Source organism: Rhodococcus sp. 114MFTsu3.1 (genome assembly GCF_000383555.1).
Lineage (GTDB): Bacteria > Actinomycetota > Actinomycetes > Mycobacteriales > Mycobacteriaceae > Rhodococcoides > Rhodococcoides fascians_E.
This window is the reverse complement of record NZ_KB911546.1, coordinates 237,572-251,628: the sequence shown is the minus strand read 5'-3', so window position 1 is coordinate 251,628 and position 14,057 is coordinate 237,572. Positions and strand designations below refer to the sequence as shown.

Sequence of the window (14,057 nt, the reverse complement as noted above, 5' to 3'; positions counted from 1 at the left end):
CCGACGCTCGTGCGCGTATGCGCGGCGCGTTCGTCGGGGCTGCCTCCGGTGCGCTGAGCATCGCAGCACACGGCGTGGGCGGCGGAGTCATGGTGCCGAGCGAATCGGCCCTCGTACTGCTCGTGGTCGTCAGTGCGGCGCTCGGCGTCCTGACCGCAGCCCTCGGGGACCGCGTCCCGACGACGGTCGTGCTCGTGCTCGGCCAAGTCGTCGGACACACGGTGCTGACGGCGGCGAGTGGGCATCACCACGGCTCGTCACTCAGTCCGTCGATGCTGGCGGCGCACGCATGCGCGACGGTGGTGTGCGCCCTGCTCATTCGTGGTGCCGTGCTCGGGCACAGTCGAGCGTTGGCCGTGTTGCGCCGGATCCTTCCCGTGTTGTGTCTGGTCCTGCCCGTGCAGGATCGGGCTCGCACCGAGAGCACCGAATACCGGCCGAACGTCGTACTCCGACTGTTGGTGTCGTCGGGAACAGGAACTCGCGGGCCTCCCTGCCCTGCTTGATCTTTCGTTCCCTCACACCCGGTGATCCCTCGCGCGTGAAGCGCCGTCGATCACCGGGGTCTTGCGACACCCGACAGAACTGGAACACCTATGTCCACAACCGGCACAGTCGTGCCCGACATCGGGCCGGGCCGACCCGATCGATCACCGCCACGTCCCTCTCTGGTCATGCGCCTGCACTTCTACGCAGGCATCTTCGTCGGACCGTTCATCCTGATCGCCGCGCTCACCGGTGGTCTCTACGCGCTCGCGCCGACGGCCGAGAACATCCTGTACTCCGACCTGCTGACCACCGACTCGGCTGGGCCCACCGCCTCGGTGGCCGAGCAGGTCACGGCCGCGACCCAGGTCAGGCCCGACCTGACCCTCGACGCCGTACGCCCGGCAACAGAACCCGGCACCACCACCAGGGTCATGTTCACCGATCCCTCACTCGGCGAGTCCGAACGGCGAGCAGTCTTCGTCGACCCGGTCACCGCGGAATCCGTCGGCGAATCGGTGGTGTACGGCAGCAGCAACGCACTGCCGGCCCGCACCTGGATCAGCGGATTCCACCGGCATCTTCACCTCGGCGAACCCGGCCGCATCTACAGTGAACTCGCCGCATCCTGGATGTGGGTCGTCGCCCTCGGCGGCGTCGTGCTCTGGGTGCGACGGTATCGACGCGGCGGACGACTCCTCACCGTCGACCGATCGTCGAAAGGTCGAGCCAGGAACCGCAATTGGCACGGAAGTGTCGGTATCTGGATAGCCATCGGTCTCGTTTTTCTGTCCGCAACGGGACTGACCTGGTCCAAGTACGCCGGTGAGAACATCACCGAACTGAGGTCCTCCTTGAACTGGGCCACGCCGGGAGTGAGTTCGTCGATCAGCGGTGACGCGCCGGCACCGCCCGGCGACCACGCAGGCCACGACATGTCGGCCATGGCACCGGAGGCCGACGTGGTGTCCGCTGGAATCGGCCGCCTCGACGCCGTCATCGGAACGGCTCGGGCGGCGGGGCTCGCCGGCGCAGTGGAAGTCACCATCCCTGGTACGGCCGACACAGCCTTCGTCGTCGCGCAGACGCGTGGGCCGTGGGTGTTCTCCACGAGTTCCCTTGCCATCGACGGAAATACCAACTCGATCGTCGATACCAACTGGTTCTCGGAGTGGCCGCCGGCCGCGAAGCTGGCCGCCTGGGGCATTGCGCTGCACATGGGCATTCTGTTCGGGATCGCCAACCAGATCGCGCTGGCACTGCTGGCCGTGGCCTTGGTGACGGTGATCGTCCGCGGATACCTCATGTGGTGGCAACGTCGTCCTTCGGCATCCGCCCCGCCCGCAGGCGGGCTGCGCCGGTTGCCGGTCCGGCAGCTCGTCCCGCTCGCTGCGATCACTGCCGTGATCGGCTGGTTCGTACCACTTCTCGGCATCAGCATCCTCGTCTTCCTTCTCGTCGATGCCCTTCTCGGGCTTCGGCGCCGCGCATCGACATCGGAGTCGCCATGAAAAAACTTCTCGTAGCCCTCGCATCGTTCGCCCTGCTCGCCGGATGTAGCTCGGAAACTCCTGCAACGGAGTCGAATTCGGTCACCATCCGCGAGGCCTGGATCAAATCTGCCGACACGGGAATGACCTCCGCGTTCGCGGAGATCCAGAACACCGGAGACACCCAGGTCCGGGTGGTCTCCGCGCAGTCACCCGCCTCGTCGATGATGGAACTGCACGAGGTGGTCGCCAGTGCCGACGGAACGATGGTGATGAAGCCCAAGGAAGGTGGATTCGCCGTCGGCGCACAGGAAACCAAGGTGCTCCAGGCGGGCGGGGACCACATCATGTTGATGGATGTGACGTCGCCGTTGACTCCGGGAGCAGACACCGACATCACGCTGACATTCGAGGACGGATCGTCGTCCACGTTCACTGCGCAGGTCCGCGAGTTCGCGGGCGCGCAGGAAAACTACGGTGGCTGACGCAGCACCACGCCGCAGTCCCGGAATCAGCAGGCGACGCCTTCTCGGTGGAGGCGTCGCCGCGCTGGGAGCTGCGGGTGTGGCGTACGGATACACAAGGGAGCCGGAGGAATTCGTCTTCGGTCGACAGGTCGTTCCGTTTCACGGGAAACATCAGGCCGGTGTCTCGACTCCGCCGCAGGCGCACGGGACGTTCGTTGCACTCGACCTCGCAGGCGGTGCAGGACGCGAACACGTGGTGTCGGTGTTGAAACTGTGGACGACGGACGCCGACAGGCTCACCCAGGGCATGCCTGCCCTGGCCGACACCGAACCGGAACTCGCGGCCGACCCGGCCAATCTGACGGTCACCGTCGGGCTCGGACCGGGCGCGTTCGCGGCGGCGAGAGTGGCGTCACCCGTCCGGCAGTTGCCTCCGTTCGGCATCGATCGACTCGAGGATCGGTGGAACGGCGGAGACCTTCTGCTTCAGGTGTGCGCCGACGACCCGTCCGCAGTGAGCCATGCGGTGCGGGTGTTGACCAAGAACGTCAGGTCGATGGCGTCGATTCGCTGGGTCCAACGAGGGTTTCGGTCCTCCCGCGGAGCCAGGACGGAAGGTACGACGATGCGCAACCTGATGGGTCAGGTCGACGGCACCGTGAACCCGGATCCGGCAACGGATTTCGACACCCTGGTGTGGAACGACGACGGCAGTACGTCGATGATCGTGCGCCGTATCTCCGTCGAACTCGACACCTGGGACGAGTTGGACCGCGGCGGAAGAGAATTCGCGGTCGGTCGGAAGCTGGACACGGGAGCGCCGATGACCGGCGAACGCGAGCACGACGAGGCGGATTTCGATGCCACCGATCGGTTCGGCATCCCGGTGATCTCGCCTGCGTCGCACATTGCACGTGCCCGGCACACGCACGACGGGGAGCGGTTCTTCCGGCGTGCCTACAACTACGACGATGCACCCGAAGGAGGTTCGACGAGCAATTCGGGGTTGATCTTCGCAACGTATCAGCGCGACATCGACACGCAGTTTCTTCCCGTGCAGCAGCGGTTGGACGAACACGACGCGCTGAACGAGTGGACGACGCCCATCGGCTCCGCGGTGTTCCTCGTGCCCGCAGGAACCTCGGAAGGGGGATACCTCGGCGAGGCGCTGGTCTAGCCGCCTACGGAACCCACCAGTTGCCCTGCCCACGGACAAGGGTGAAGCCACCGGGAATGTCGGTCCAGGCCGAGACGTCACCGGAGCCGGTGCGGATCGGCCCGGACGGCAGGGGACCGGGGAACGCAACCCCGCCCTGCTGCGTGGTGTGGTTGAACCAGTTGATGGCGCAGTTGCACCAGTTGTTCAGCGAGAAGTCGGTGAGGCCGGGAAAGTACGGGTCGACGCGAACGAAGATCGGCTGGTTGACGATCGCCTGATCCAATCGCCACTCGATGACCGCAGCCGGATCGAAGCCGATGGTCGGGCTGATGGCGCCTGCAGGGACGAACTGGACCGGCCTGGCTTGCGCGGACGCGGTGCCGAACAAGGTAGTCGCGAGGAAGATCATCACGGTCGCGAACAGCAGGGTTGCCGACGATGCAACGCTGGTGCGGGCATGTCGTGTCGTCATGGACAAGCCTGGCCTTTCGGTCGATAGATGAACGGCGGTGATGTTACCCGAGCTCACGAGATGCCATACGGTTGAAACTGTGAGACTGAAGCTCGGCGTAGCGATCGTGGCCCTGACCGTCGCAGGATGCACTTCCCAGCCCGCCCAGGAGACGACTGCGCCGCCGGTGAAGAACCAGGTCACCGTGGCCGATCGTGCGTACACGCCAGCCGACATCACCGTCTCGGTGGGGGAGACCGTCACCTGGGTGTTCGACGACGCTGGGATGGCTCACGATGTCGTCGCCGACGATCGGTCCTTCCGCAGCCCCCTCGCCAAGGAAGGCTCGTTCTCACACACGTTCACCGAACCGGGCACCTTCACCTACCACTGCACTCCTCACCCGGACATGATCGGCAGCGTCGTCGTCGTGGCGTAGACAAATGTCTTTGTAAACCTGTGGTTCACACCGTACCCTCACCGGTGTGAACCAAAAGTTGTCAGTATTCGACCCCGGTGACAAGCCGACCGACATCGGCGACGAGCGGTCCCGTCGCACCCACGCGCTCGTGCATCTCGGGCAGGCCATCGAGAACGAAGCCCGCGTCGTCGCCGAGGCTGCCGCGGCGACGGAGAAAGCTGCGTCCACTGCAATGTGGCTCGGTGCCAGCCTGGCCGACCTCGCCGCGGTCACCGGCAAGACCCGTCAGGCGGCCAGGAAGAGGTGGCCGGCTCTGGGCGTCGTGCATCGCCGACGCCTGTGGCTCGCCAACCATGTCGACGATATTCGCTGGGCGGTGCGGGTGCTGTTGGACAACGAAGCCGACATCACCGTCCCGGACACGTCGATCTTCGCCGAGATGACAGACCTCGACGCATCCGTCGGACGCAACTTCGACGAGTCGGCAGTTCACGAGGAGGCCGGTCCGGCGGATCGATGGTTCGCCCTGGACCGCTTGGTCGACGTCGTCCTGCGCCGGATCGTCGACGACGCCGTCACGTCCGGCGGTCAGGCCGAGTTCGCGGTGTTCGGAGCGCGCGGGGTGGTCGGCTACTACGACCACGCAGTGGACAAGCCCGAGACCGACTCGGGACTCACTTAGTCTGGATGCATGACCGAGACAGGGGCGCGACGTCGACGACGCTTCGCTGCTCCCGCGGCGGTTGCGGGACTGACGGTTGCGGCGGGAGCTGTGCTGTTCGTGCGTGATCCGAGGTCGTCGACGTATCTACCGTGTCCGTTTCATGCGCTGACCGGCGTGTGGTGTCCCGGGTGTGGTGCGACGAGGGCGTTCGGAGACCTGGTGCACGGCGACGTCGCGTCGGCCGTGTCGACCAACGTGCTCGCCGTGACACTGCTCGTGTTCGGAGTGCTCCTGTGGGCGACGTGGGTTCGCGGCCGGGCCGTTCACGCGCCGCCGAGGTGGGCAGTGCTGCTCTCGGTGATCGTCGTAGTTCTGTTCACCGTGGTCAGGAATCTGCCGTTCGGTAGCGCCCTGGCGCCTTGAGGAAAGAGGAAGCACATGTGGCTCGAAGCGTTTTCCGTGGTCGTTCTCGTCGGAGCTCTGGTGGTGCTGATCCCGACGGCTCGGCGTGTGTTCAAGAAGGGTGACGACGAATGACCGACTCGTTGAAAGCGCGAGTGCGCGCGAAGCTGCTCGATCAACTCGCAGGTGACGGCGCCACCGACGCGGAGGTGGCCGAGGGCGACGACCCACGGTTCACAGCGATCCGCGACGACCTCGCTGCTCTGGACGACGCAGCAGACGACGACCCCATCGTCGACGTCCTCGCCACGAGGTACTGGGTGCCCTAGCTCGACGCCGAACGCGGCTCATCTAGTATCTATGTTGTGTCTAAGGAACCCACTGCCGCTGAGCACGCCTATGTGACGGTCAAGGAAATGATCGTCACCGGTGAGCTGCCCGGTGGGGAACTGGTCAGCGAAGGCGACATCGCCGGCCGAATGAACATCAGCCGCACTCCCGTCCGTGAGGCATTTCTGCGCCTACAGGTCGAAGGGTGGATGCGGCTCTACCCCAAGCGCGGCGCACTCGTCGTACCCATCGCTGCCAACGAGGCGGAACACGTCGTGTCCGCGCGGTGGCTCGTGGAGACCGGCAGCGTTCGAGTCGTCGCCGCGTCGCCGCACGTGCGCGAGCGGCTTCTGCCTCGGCTACGCGCGAACCTCGCCGAGCAACGGGAGATCGCCGCGACGGGTACGCGAGCCGACTTCAGCGCCGCGGACGCGGACTTCCACCGCCTGATCGTCCGAGCCGGTGCCAACCCGCTGCTCGACGCCTTCTACGACGGACTTCGCGAGCGCCAGCGGCGGATGACGACGCATTCGCTCGCCCGTGATCCCGATCAGATCTCCCGCATCGTCGACGACCACAGCCGCCTCGCGGACTTGATCGAGGCCGCCGACGTCGACGGTTTCGGCGAGGCCGTCGACACCCACATGAGACGCACACACGGATTGGACGAAGGAGGCGCGACATGACCGAGAATTCAGTGAAGGGGTCCGAAGCAACGACTCCGACGCGGACGACCGATACCAGGACGGGACGGTGGATTCTCGTAGCCGCCGGGATGTTCGCCGTCGCGTGGGGCGGAAACGAGTTCACCCCGCTACTGGTGATGTACCGGCTCGAACACGGATTCTCGGCGATCACCGTCGACACGTTCCTGTTCGCGTACGTCATCGGCATCGTTCCTGCGTTGCTCGTCTGCGGTCCGTTGTCGGATCGGCTCGGCAGGCGTCCGATCATGTTGCCGGCGACGGCCGTCGCCGCGGCGGGATCGATCCTCATCGCCATGGGTGCGGACACCGCCGCGATACTCTTCTTCGGCCGCGTGCTCAGTGGTGTGGCACTCGGTATCGGCATGGCTGTCGGCGGCAGTTGGATCAAGGAACTGTCCGCTCGGGCCGGTTCCTCGGCGGGCGCGAGGCGCGCTGCCATGAGCCTCACCGCTGGATTTGCGCTCGGCGCAGGCGTGGCGGGCGTTCTCGCGCAATGGGGTCCGTGGCCCACGCATCTCGCGTACCTGGTGCATGTCGGGATCTGCGTCGTCACCGGCCTCGGCATGATCTCGGTTCCCGAGACGCGGCCCGCAGTGCCACCCGCCGATCGGCGTCGACTCGTCGACGACCTGAAGATCCCGTCCGCCGGGCACAAGCGGTTCCTGCTGGTCGTGGTTCCGCTCGCGCCGTGGGTGTTCGGTGCGGCCAGCGTCGCCTACGCCGTTCTGCCGTCGCTGATGGCAGACCACAGCGGAGGTCATCCGATTGCGTTGTCCGCGTTAATGTCCGTGATCGCACTCGGATCCGGATTCGCGATTCAGGCGGTCGGGCGCAGAATCGACACGCCCGACGCTGCTCGCGGCGCACTCGTCGCACTGACGATTCTGGTGGTCGGCATGGTGCTGGCCGCGTGGGCTGCCTCGGTGCTGACCATCGTCGCGGCGTTGATCGCGGCAGCTGTCCTCGGTTGCGGTTACGGCATGGCCCTGGTCTCCGGGCTGCAGGAGGTGCAGCGCATCGCCGGACCCGACGACCTGGCCGGGCTCACTGCCGTCTTCTACTCGCTGACCTACCTGGGCTTCGCTGTTCCCGCGATCCTGTCGGCGCTGACCGAAGCGTGGCCGGGGGTGGTGACCTATCCGGCGATCTTCACCGCCGGTGCCGTCATCGCTGCAGTCTGCTGGGCGTTCGTTCGTACCCGTTCGACCCACCACCTCCCGGCCGAGGCGTCTAAGATCAGCTGACTATGTCGGCCTCCCCGCTCGTGACCACGCGGCGGGTCCCACTCCTCGTTCCCGTCACCGGGTTGTCGGTGTGGGATTGGCGCGAGAGTTACGCCGTGTTCCTCGCCTTCGTGATCCCGATCCTGCTGCTCACCACCGTGCCAGTGTTGTTGCCGTTCTTCGCCATCGGGCTGATCGTCGTCGGTCTGGGGCTGCGTGTGCGCCGTATCGTCCGGTGGTGGACCCTGTTGAGATTCGCGGACCCGGTCGTCGTCGATGCCGTCGAGCAAACCGTGGCGTCGCGTGGCACCGTGCGTCTCGCTCATGCGACGGGGTGGCGTGTGCACCGCGGGTGGTTCACCGGCGAGATCCACGACAACACGATCACGTACACCGTGGGCGGAGCGCCGCGCACCCTCGTGGTGCGGGGCCTCCCGTACACCTCGGGGGTCGTACTCGCACACCCGACGCGACCTGATGCACTGTGCGTCAGCGCCTTTCCGTTCGATCTCCGGTTGAGCGACGACAGTCGGTGGTCGGTGTCGGTACCACCGTCGTCGTGGCTCGGTGCGGCGGCGACGGCCGTGCTGTACTCCGCGCTGGTGTTCGTCGTGTGGTGGACCCTGTAATTGCCGTGGTTCGAGAACTACGGCAGAGCGGGCAGCTGTTCCTGCCCCAGCCAGGCGTCCCACAGCGACCGCGGGGCTCCGAAGCGCGACGCCAGATCCGTGAAATCGGCGGTACTGACGGTCGAATAGCGGTACTTCGACGTCCATTCCTGGATCAGTTCGAAGAACTTGTCGTTGCCGATGGTGGTGCGCAGCGCATGCAACGTCAACGCGCCGCGCTTGTACACGCGGTCGTCGAACATCTTCGCGGGCCCCGGATCTCCCAGAATCAGATCCCGCGGAAGCCCTCGCTGCATGGTGTGTACGCGTCGGGCCTTCTCCGCTGCGGACGAGCCTCCCGAGTTCTCCGCCCAGATCCACTCGGAGTAACAGGCGAACCCCTCGTGCAGCCAGATGTCCTTCCACTTGCCGAGAGTGAGGCTGTTGCCGAACCACTGATGGGCGAGCTCATGCGCCACGAGCCGCTCGAAATACCGTGTGCCGGAACAGTGATTGGCGCCGAAGATGGACAGTCCCTGCGCTTCGATGGGGATCTCGAGGTCGTCGTCGGTGACCACCACGGTGTACGCGGCGAACGGGTACGGACCGTACAGGCGGGTGAAGGTCTCCATCATCTGCGGTTGACGGCCGAAGTCGTGCTCGAAATTGGGCCTGAGCCGGTGCGGCAGCACGGCTTTCATGCGGACGGGAGACTCGGTGATGGTGTGCTGGCTGTACGGGCCGATCTGGATGGTCGCGAGGTAGGTGGCCATCGGCTCCGGCTGCTCGTACACCCACGTGGTGCGGCTGGCACGAGTCTGCTTGCGAACCAGTGTCCCGTTGGCGATGGCGTAGTACGGCGAATCGGTCGTGATGGTGATCCCGTAACTGGCCTTCGACACGGGGTGGTCGTCGCACGGAAACCACGACGCCGCGCCGTTCGGCTGACTCGCGACGATGGAACCCTCGGTGAGCTCGTCCCAGCCCACTTCGCCCCAGAACCCGTCGATGGGCTTCGGGGTTCCGCTGTACTGAATGTTCACCACCAGCGCCGCGCCCGACGCAACCGGCTTGGCGGGGGTGATCTTGAGCTTGCCTCGGTGCTGGCTGAACTTCACCGATCGTGAACCGTTGACGGTCACCTTGGACACGCGCAGTGCCGGGCCGAGATCGAACGCGAACTTCGAGACGGTGTCGGTGGTGACCGCCGTGATCTTCGCCTTACCGGCGAGTCGGTTGCTCTCGACCTTGTACTCGAGGTCCAACTCGTACCGCGACACCCGGTAGCCGCGATTGCCGTTCTGTGGCAGGTAGTCGTCGATCGGTGGGTCTGCGCCGTCGATGTCGAACGTGGGCGTCACCAACTTGGAGCCACCGAATTTCATAGGCCGGCCCCGGAGTGGAGCCCGCCGGAACGATTTTCGTGGGGGGAGTGGAGCCCGCCGGAACGATTGTCGTGGGGGGAGTGGAGCCCGCCGGAACGACCGTCGTGGGGGGAGTCGAGCCCGCCGGAACGACTGTCGTGGGGGGCCGCGGTCACGATGCGTGCGAAGGGGTCGCCCTTGGCCCAGGGAGCGATGGGGTTGCCCTGCCAACGGGTGTGATGGGGAACCGTGTCTCCGCGCATGACCAATGATGCAGGACCGACCGTCGCGCCGTCACCGATACCGGCGGCAGGCAACGCGACGCAGTGCGGTCCCAAGGTTGCTCCTCGTCCCAGAGTGACGCTGTCCATGGACATGATCCGATCATGGAACAGGTGTGTCTGCACAACGCACCCTCGGTTCACGGTCGCGCCGTCGGCGAGAGTCACGAGATCAGCCTCCGGAAGCCAGTACGTCTCACACCACACTCCGCGTCCGATGTCGGCGCCGAGCCAGCGCAACCACATGTTCAGCACAGCAGTACCCTCGGCGGCCCGTGCGAACCACGGTGCGGCAACGGTCTCGACGAACGTGTCGGCCACCTCGTTGCGCCACACGAACGAACTCCACAACGGATGCTCGACCTTGTCGATGCGGCCGACCCACACCCATTTGGCGGCGGCCGACACTCCGGCCGCGACAGCTCCGGCGAGCAGCAGGACGAGGCCGCTGAGCAGCGCGGCCAGCCAGAAGCCCACGGCGTCGGCGATGGCGGTCAGCCCGAACAGAACGCCGAGCCCGATTCCGAACGTGACCATCACCGGGATCAGGCGGCACGTCTCGACGAGTGATCGCGCGATCTTCAGCTTCACCGGCGGATCGAACGTGCGCGACGAGTCGGCCCGGCCCGCTGCCCGGCGCAACCTCACCGGCGGGCTGCCGAGCCACGAGGATCCGGATTTCGCCTTGTCCGGCGTCGCCGACAGGACCGCGACGAGGCCGTTCTTCGGCACGGTGCGGCCCGGTCCGGTCATCCCGGAGTTGCCGAGGAACGCACGCTTGCCGACCTTCGCGTCACCCAGGTGCATCCACCCGCCACCGAGCTCGTAGCTCGCGACCATCGTGTCGTCGGCCAGGAATGCACCGTCGGCGACGGTCGTGAACTTGGGAATCATCAGCACGGTCGATGCCTCGACGTCCTTGCCGATCTTCGCGCCCAGCAACCGCAGCCAGTGGGGCGTGAGCAGCGACGCGTACAGCGGGAACAGGAACGTGCGGGCCGAGTCCATCAGGCGTTCGGTCGCCCACACCTGCCAACCGATGCGGCTCCGTACCGGGTGATATCCCTCGGTGAGGCCGATGCCGAGCAGGCGGACCGCCACCAGAGTGATCAGCGCGAACACACCGAGCGAGACGAGCGTGGCGACCGGAAGCATGATCGCCGCGCGCCCGACGGCACCGAGCAGGGTCGTCGCGGTGTGCAGCCACCACCCCATCAGTACGAGCGACACACCGAGGGAGAAGATCGCCATCCCGGACAGCATCAGCGACGCGACACCGTAGGCGAGGACCCAGCGCGTGGCCCGCGGGGGAGTCTCCTCCGGCCACGGATGCTCGGCCTTGCCGACCTTCTGCGCGGGCGATCCGGCCCACAGCTGCCCCGCCTTGACCCGGCCGACGACGGCCGAGCCCGCACTCACCACGGCGTTCTTGCCGACGGTCGTGCCCGGCAGGAGTGTGGACCGAGCCCCGACGGTAGCGCCCGCACCGATCTTGATACCGCCGATGTAGACGATGTCGCCGTCGATCCAGTGGCCGCTGAGATCCACTTCCGGTTCGACCGAACAACCGTCGCCCAGCTCGAGCATCCCGGTCACCGGGGGAAGGGTGTGCAGGTCGACGCCCTTGCCGATCTTCGCGCCGAGCGCGCGGGCGTAGTAGACCATCCACGGAGCACCGGACAGGTTGGAGGCGCCACTGGCGTCGGTCAGCCTCGTCGCGGTCCACAGACGAATGTGTGCGCTACCGCCGCGTCGATACGCGCCGGGCTTCAGACCGGCCAGCAGGACGCGCGAACCGACGACCGAGATCGCCATGCGGCCGACCGGAGTGATGAACGCGACGAACGCGACCAGAATCCACCACCACGACACCGTCGGCGCCCACGGAACCTCGGCGAACCAGCTCATCACGTTGAACAGGATCCCCAGCCACGTGATCCACTGCAGACCCGTCAACGTCGTCAGCGGGACCGTGGCCGCGATCTGCGTCCACTGGGCCGACCTGGACGTCGGCTCGACTTCACGCGGAACCACTTCGACGGGCGGCTTCAACTCGTCGAGATAGCGTGCGAGCGACCCGAGACGAGGGTGGTCGTAGAGCTGCGCGACGGTGATCTCCGGGAATCGCTCGCGCAGTGCCGTCACCAGCTGAGCCGCGGACAGGGATCCGCCGCCGTTCTGGAAGAAGTCCGCGTTCTCGTCGGAGACCTGCGCGCCGAGGATGTTGGTCCACAGCTCGGCGACCCATCCTGCGGTGCCGGCGAGATCGGAGCCCTCACCCATGCCGGGCAACGGCCACGGCAGGGCGTTGCGGTCCACCTTGCCCGACGTCCTCGTCGGCATCTCCTCGACGAGCGCGAGCCGCGGAACGAGTGCCGACGGCAACTGTTCGGCCAGAATCCGGCGAGCAGCTTCCAGGTCGAAGTGAGGATCGGTGCTGGCCAGATAGCCGACGAGCACCGAGTTGCCTGCGCCGGTCTTGCGCACGGCAGCGGCCGCACCGCCGACACCGGGAAGCGCCTGCAGTGCGTTGTCGATCTCACCGAGCTCGATGCGTCGGCCGCCCAACTTGATCTGATCGTCGGCGCGGCCCTGGAACAGCAGGCCTTCGAGCTCGAGCTTCACCAGGTCGCCGCTGCGGTAGGCGCGGTCCCATCCGAGCGTCGGCATCGGCGCGTACTTCTCGGCGTCCTTGGCCGGGTCGAGATAGCGGGCAAGGCCGACGCCGCCGATCACCAGCTCACCGACTTCGCCGACGGCAACAGGGTGGCCCGACCCGTCGACGACGGCCAGATCCCACCCGTCGAGCGGGAGGCCGATCCGAACGGGTCCCTTGCCGTCCATGATCGACGCGCAGGCGACGACGGTGGCCTCGGTGGGTCCGTAGGTGTTCCACACCTCGCGGCCGTCGACGGCGAGGCGCTCGGCCAGTTCCGGCGGGCACGCTTCTCCGCCGAAGATCAGCAGCCGGACGGCTTCCAACGCGACGGCAGGCCACAGGGCAGCGAGCGTCGGGACGGTCGAGACGACGGAGATGTCGCGGGACACCAGCCACGGCCCGAGATCGAATCCACTGCGCACCAGGGACCGGGGAGCGGGCACCAGGCATGCACCGTGCCGCCACGCCAGCCACATCTCCTCGCACGAGGCGTCGAAAGCCACCGACAAGCCGGCGAGGACACGGTCGCCCGGTCCCAGCGGATCGTCCTGCATGAACATCCGAGCTTCGGCGTCGACGAACGCCGCCGCGTTGCGATGACTGACCGCAACACCCTTCGGGGTGCCGGTGGAGCCGGAGGTGAAGATGACCCACGCGTCGTCGTCGGGAGTCGGGGTCGTCAGAGCATCAGGGGCGGGGGTGTCCTGCTTCTCGGCCGTACCGGCGGCGATACCGCCTGCCGTGACGACGGCGGTCACCTTGGCCTCGCCGAAGACGAGCTCGGCCCGCTCGTCGGGGTCGTCGGCGTCGACCGGCACGTAGGCGGCGCCTGCGTTCAGGATCGACAGAATCGCGACGTACAGGGAGAAGGAACCGGACGGCATCCGGATGCCGACGCGATCGCCGCGCCGGACGCCGGCCCTGGCCAGCCACTGAGCGCCTTCGTCGATGTCCTCGAGCAGTTCGCGGTAGCTGACGGAGACGGTGCCGTCGTCGATGGCCGGTGCGTCGGGAAACTGCGACGTCGTGGACCGCAGGATGTCGATGAGCGTGCGTTCCTGTGGAGCACGCTCACCGCGCAGGAACTCGGGCGGAACCCCGTTGCGGGTGTCGGCCGTTTCCGATGGTGATTGCACAGACAACCGGGTGTCCTTCTTCTCGTGTGGTACCGAAATTCGAACGAACGTCGCGCGTCGTTATCTCATGTTCGGTTGTCCAGAAGGTGAACAGTCTCGGCTGTCCCCTTCCGACACAAGTCGTAGCTCGGCATTGCGCGGATTCTACTAGGAAGTGCCCCGTTCGCCCCTGTCGAAGGGTTTCCTACCTGGGAGGTTGACAATCCCTC

At 66.4% G+C, this 14,057-nt stretch carries 14 protein-coding genes; 11 read left to right on the top strand and 3 right to left on the bottom strand.

Translation table 11 applies throughout. From position 1 onward, the window contains the following. The first annotated feature begins 17 nt into the window (after positions 1-17). The 4 genes from H292_RS0107040 (at position 18) to H292_RS0107025 (ending at position 3,620) form a co-directional block, all read left to right on the top strand. Entirely contained in the window at positions 18-506 is a 489-nt protein-coding gene (locus H292_RS0107040; protein ID WP_020110938.1) for a hypothetical protein, read from the top strand. A 90-nt stretch (positions 507-596) separates the two neighbouring features. Further along, positions 597-1,997 (top strand): PepSY-associated TM helix domain-containing protein, encoded by a 1,401-nt coding sequence (locus H292_RS0107035; RefSeq protein WP_027498662.1) that lies wholly within the window; start codon positions 597-599, stop codon positions 1,995-1,997. Further along, a complete protein-coding gene (locus tag H292_RS0107030; RefSeq protein WP_019663021.1) occupies positions 1,994-2,461 on the top strand; it encodes a copper chaperone PCu(A)C in 468 nt (155 codons plus the stop codon). The genes H292_RS0107035 and H292_RS0107030 overlap by 4 nt, the downstream gene beginning before the upstream one ends. Further along, positions 2,454-3,620: a Dyp-type peroxidase gene (locus H292_RS0107025; RefSeq protein WP_020110937.1), complete on the top strand. Its 1,167-nt coding sequence runs from the start codon at positions 2,454-2,456 to the stop codon at positions 3,618-3,620. The genes H292_RS0107030 and H292_RS0107025 overlap by 8 nt, the downstream gene beginning before the upstream one ends. Before the next feature lie 4 nt (positions 3,621-3,624). On the opposite strand, the gene H292_RS0107020 is transcribed toward H292_RS0107025, so the two are convergent. Continuing rightward, positions 3,625-4,074, bottom strand: coding sequence for a hypothetical protein (locus tag H292_RS0107020; protein WP_020110936.1), 450 nt, complete (start codon positions 4,072-4,074; stop codon positions 3,625-3,627). A 79-nt stretch (positions 4,075-4,153) separates the two neighbouring features. On the opposite strand from H292_RS0107020, the gene H292_RS0107015 reads away from it, so the two are divergent. The 7 genes from H292_RS0107015 to H292_RS0106980 all read left to right on the top strand — a co-directional run bounded on the left by H292_RS0107015 (position 4,154) and on the right by H292_RS0106980 (position 8,429). Then, positions 4,154-4,492: a plastocyanin/azurin family copper-binding protein gene (locus H292_RS0107015; RefSeq protein WP_020110935.1), complete on the top strand. Its 339-nt coding sequence runs from the start codon at positions 4,154-4,156 to the stop codon at positions 4,490-4,492. Between the two features lie 46 nt (positions 4,493-4,538). Next, positions 4,539-5,156, top strand: a complete 618-nt coding sequence (locus H292_RS0107010; protein ID WP_020110934.1) for a hypothetical protein — start codon at positions 4,539-4,541, stop codon at positions 5,154-5,156. Positions 5,157-5,165: 9 nt separating this feature from the next. Next, positions 5,166-5,561, top strand: a complete 396-nt coding sequence (locus H292_RS0107005; protein ID WP_020110933.1) for a DUF2752 domain-containing protein — start codon at positions 5,166-5,168, stop codon at positions 5,559-5,561. A 110-nt stretch (positions 5,562-5,671) separates the two neighbouring features. Further along, positions 5,672-5,869, top strand: a complete 198-nt coding sequence (locus H292_RS0106995) for a hypothetical protein (protein WP_019663028.1) — start codon at positions 5,672-5,674, stop codon at positions 5,867-5,869. 36 nt (positions 5,870-5,905) lie between these two features. Next, the gene (locus H292_RS0106990; RefSeq protein ID WP_019663029.1) at positions 5,906-6,556 is read left to right on the top strand and encodes a GntR family transcriptional regulator; all 651 of its coding nucleotides are present in this window, start codon (positions 5,906-5,908) and stop codon (positions 6,554-6,556) included. Beyond that, complete coding sequence (locus H292_RS0106985; protein ID WP_019663030.1) at positions 6,553-7,821, top strand: MFS transporter; 1,269 nt, start codon at positions 6,553-6,555, stop codon at positions 7,819-7,821. The genes H292_RS0106990 and H292_RS0106985 overlap by 4 nt, the downstream gene beginning before the upstream one ends. A 2-nt stretch (positions 7,822-7,823) precedes the next feature. Continuing rightward, a complete protein-coding gene (locus H292_RS0106980; RefSeq protein WP_019663031.1) occupies positions 7,824-8,429 on the top strand; it encodes a hypothetical protein in 606 nt (201 codons plus the stop codon). A 17-nt stretch (positions 8,430-8,446) separates the two neighbouring features. Here H292_RS0106980 and H292_RS0106975 read toward each other — a convergent pair whose 3' ends face one another. Next, on the bottom strand, positions 8,447-9,793 hold the full coding sequence (locus H292_RS0106975; protein ID WP_020110932.1) for a M1 family metallopeptidase: 1,347 nt from the start codon (positions 9,791-9,793) through the stop codon (positions 8,447-8,449). Beyond that, on the bottom strand, positions 9,790-13,854 hold the full coding sequence (locus H292_RS26870; protein WP_020110931.1) for a Pls/PosA family non-ribosomal peptide synthetase: 4,065 nt from the start codon (positions 13,852-13,854) through the stop codon (positions 9,790-9,792). Before H292_RS26870 ends, H292_RS0106975 begins: the two co-directional genes overlap by 4 nt. Positions 13,855-14,057 lie beyond the last annotated feature (203 nt).

Coding starts and splice junctions, on each gene's coding strand:
- H292_RS0107035 (WP_027498662.1), top strand. CDS start 597: ATGTCCACAACCGGCACAGTCGTGCCCGACATCGGGCCGGGCCGACCC.
- H292_RS0106975 (WP_020110932.1), bottom strand. CDS start 9,793: ATGAAATTCGGTGGCTCCAAGTTGGTGACGCCCACGTTCGACATCGAC.
- H292_RS0107020 (WP_020110936.1), bottom strand. CDS start 4,074: ATGACGACACGACATGCCCGCACCAGCGTTGCATCGTCGGCAACCCTG.
- H292_RS0106980 (WP_019663031.1), top strand. CDS start 7,824: ATGTCGGCCTCCCCGCTCGTGACCACGCGGCGGGTCCCACTCCTCGTT.
- H292_RS0107040 (WP_020110938.1), top strand. CDS start 18: ATGCGCGGCGCGTTCGTCGGGGCTGCCTCCGGTGCGCTGAGCATCGCA.
- H292_RS0107030 (WP_019663021.1), top strand. CDS start 1,994: ATGAAAAAACTTCTCGTAGCCCTCGCATCGTTCGCCCTGCTCGCCGGA.
- H292_RS0106995 (WP_019663028.1), top strand. CDS start 5,672: ATGACCGACTCGTTGAAAGCGCGAGTGCGCGCGAAGCTGCTCGATCAA.
- H292_RS0107005 (WP_020110933.1), top strand. CDS start 5,166: ATGACCGAGACAGGGGCGCGACGTCGACGACGCTTCGCTGCTCCCGCG.
- H292_RS0106985 (WP_019663030.1), top strand. CDS start 6,553: ATGACCGAGAATTCAGTGAAGGGGTCCGAAGCAACGACTCCGACGCGG.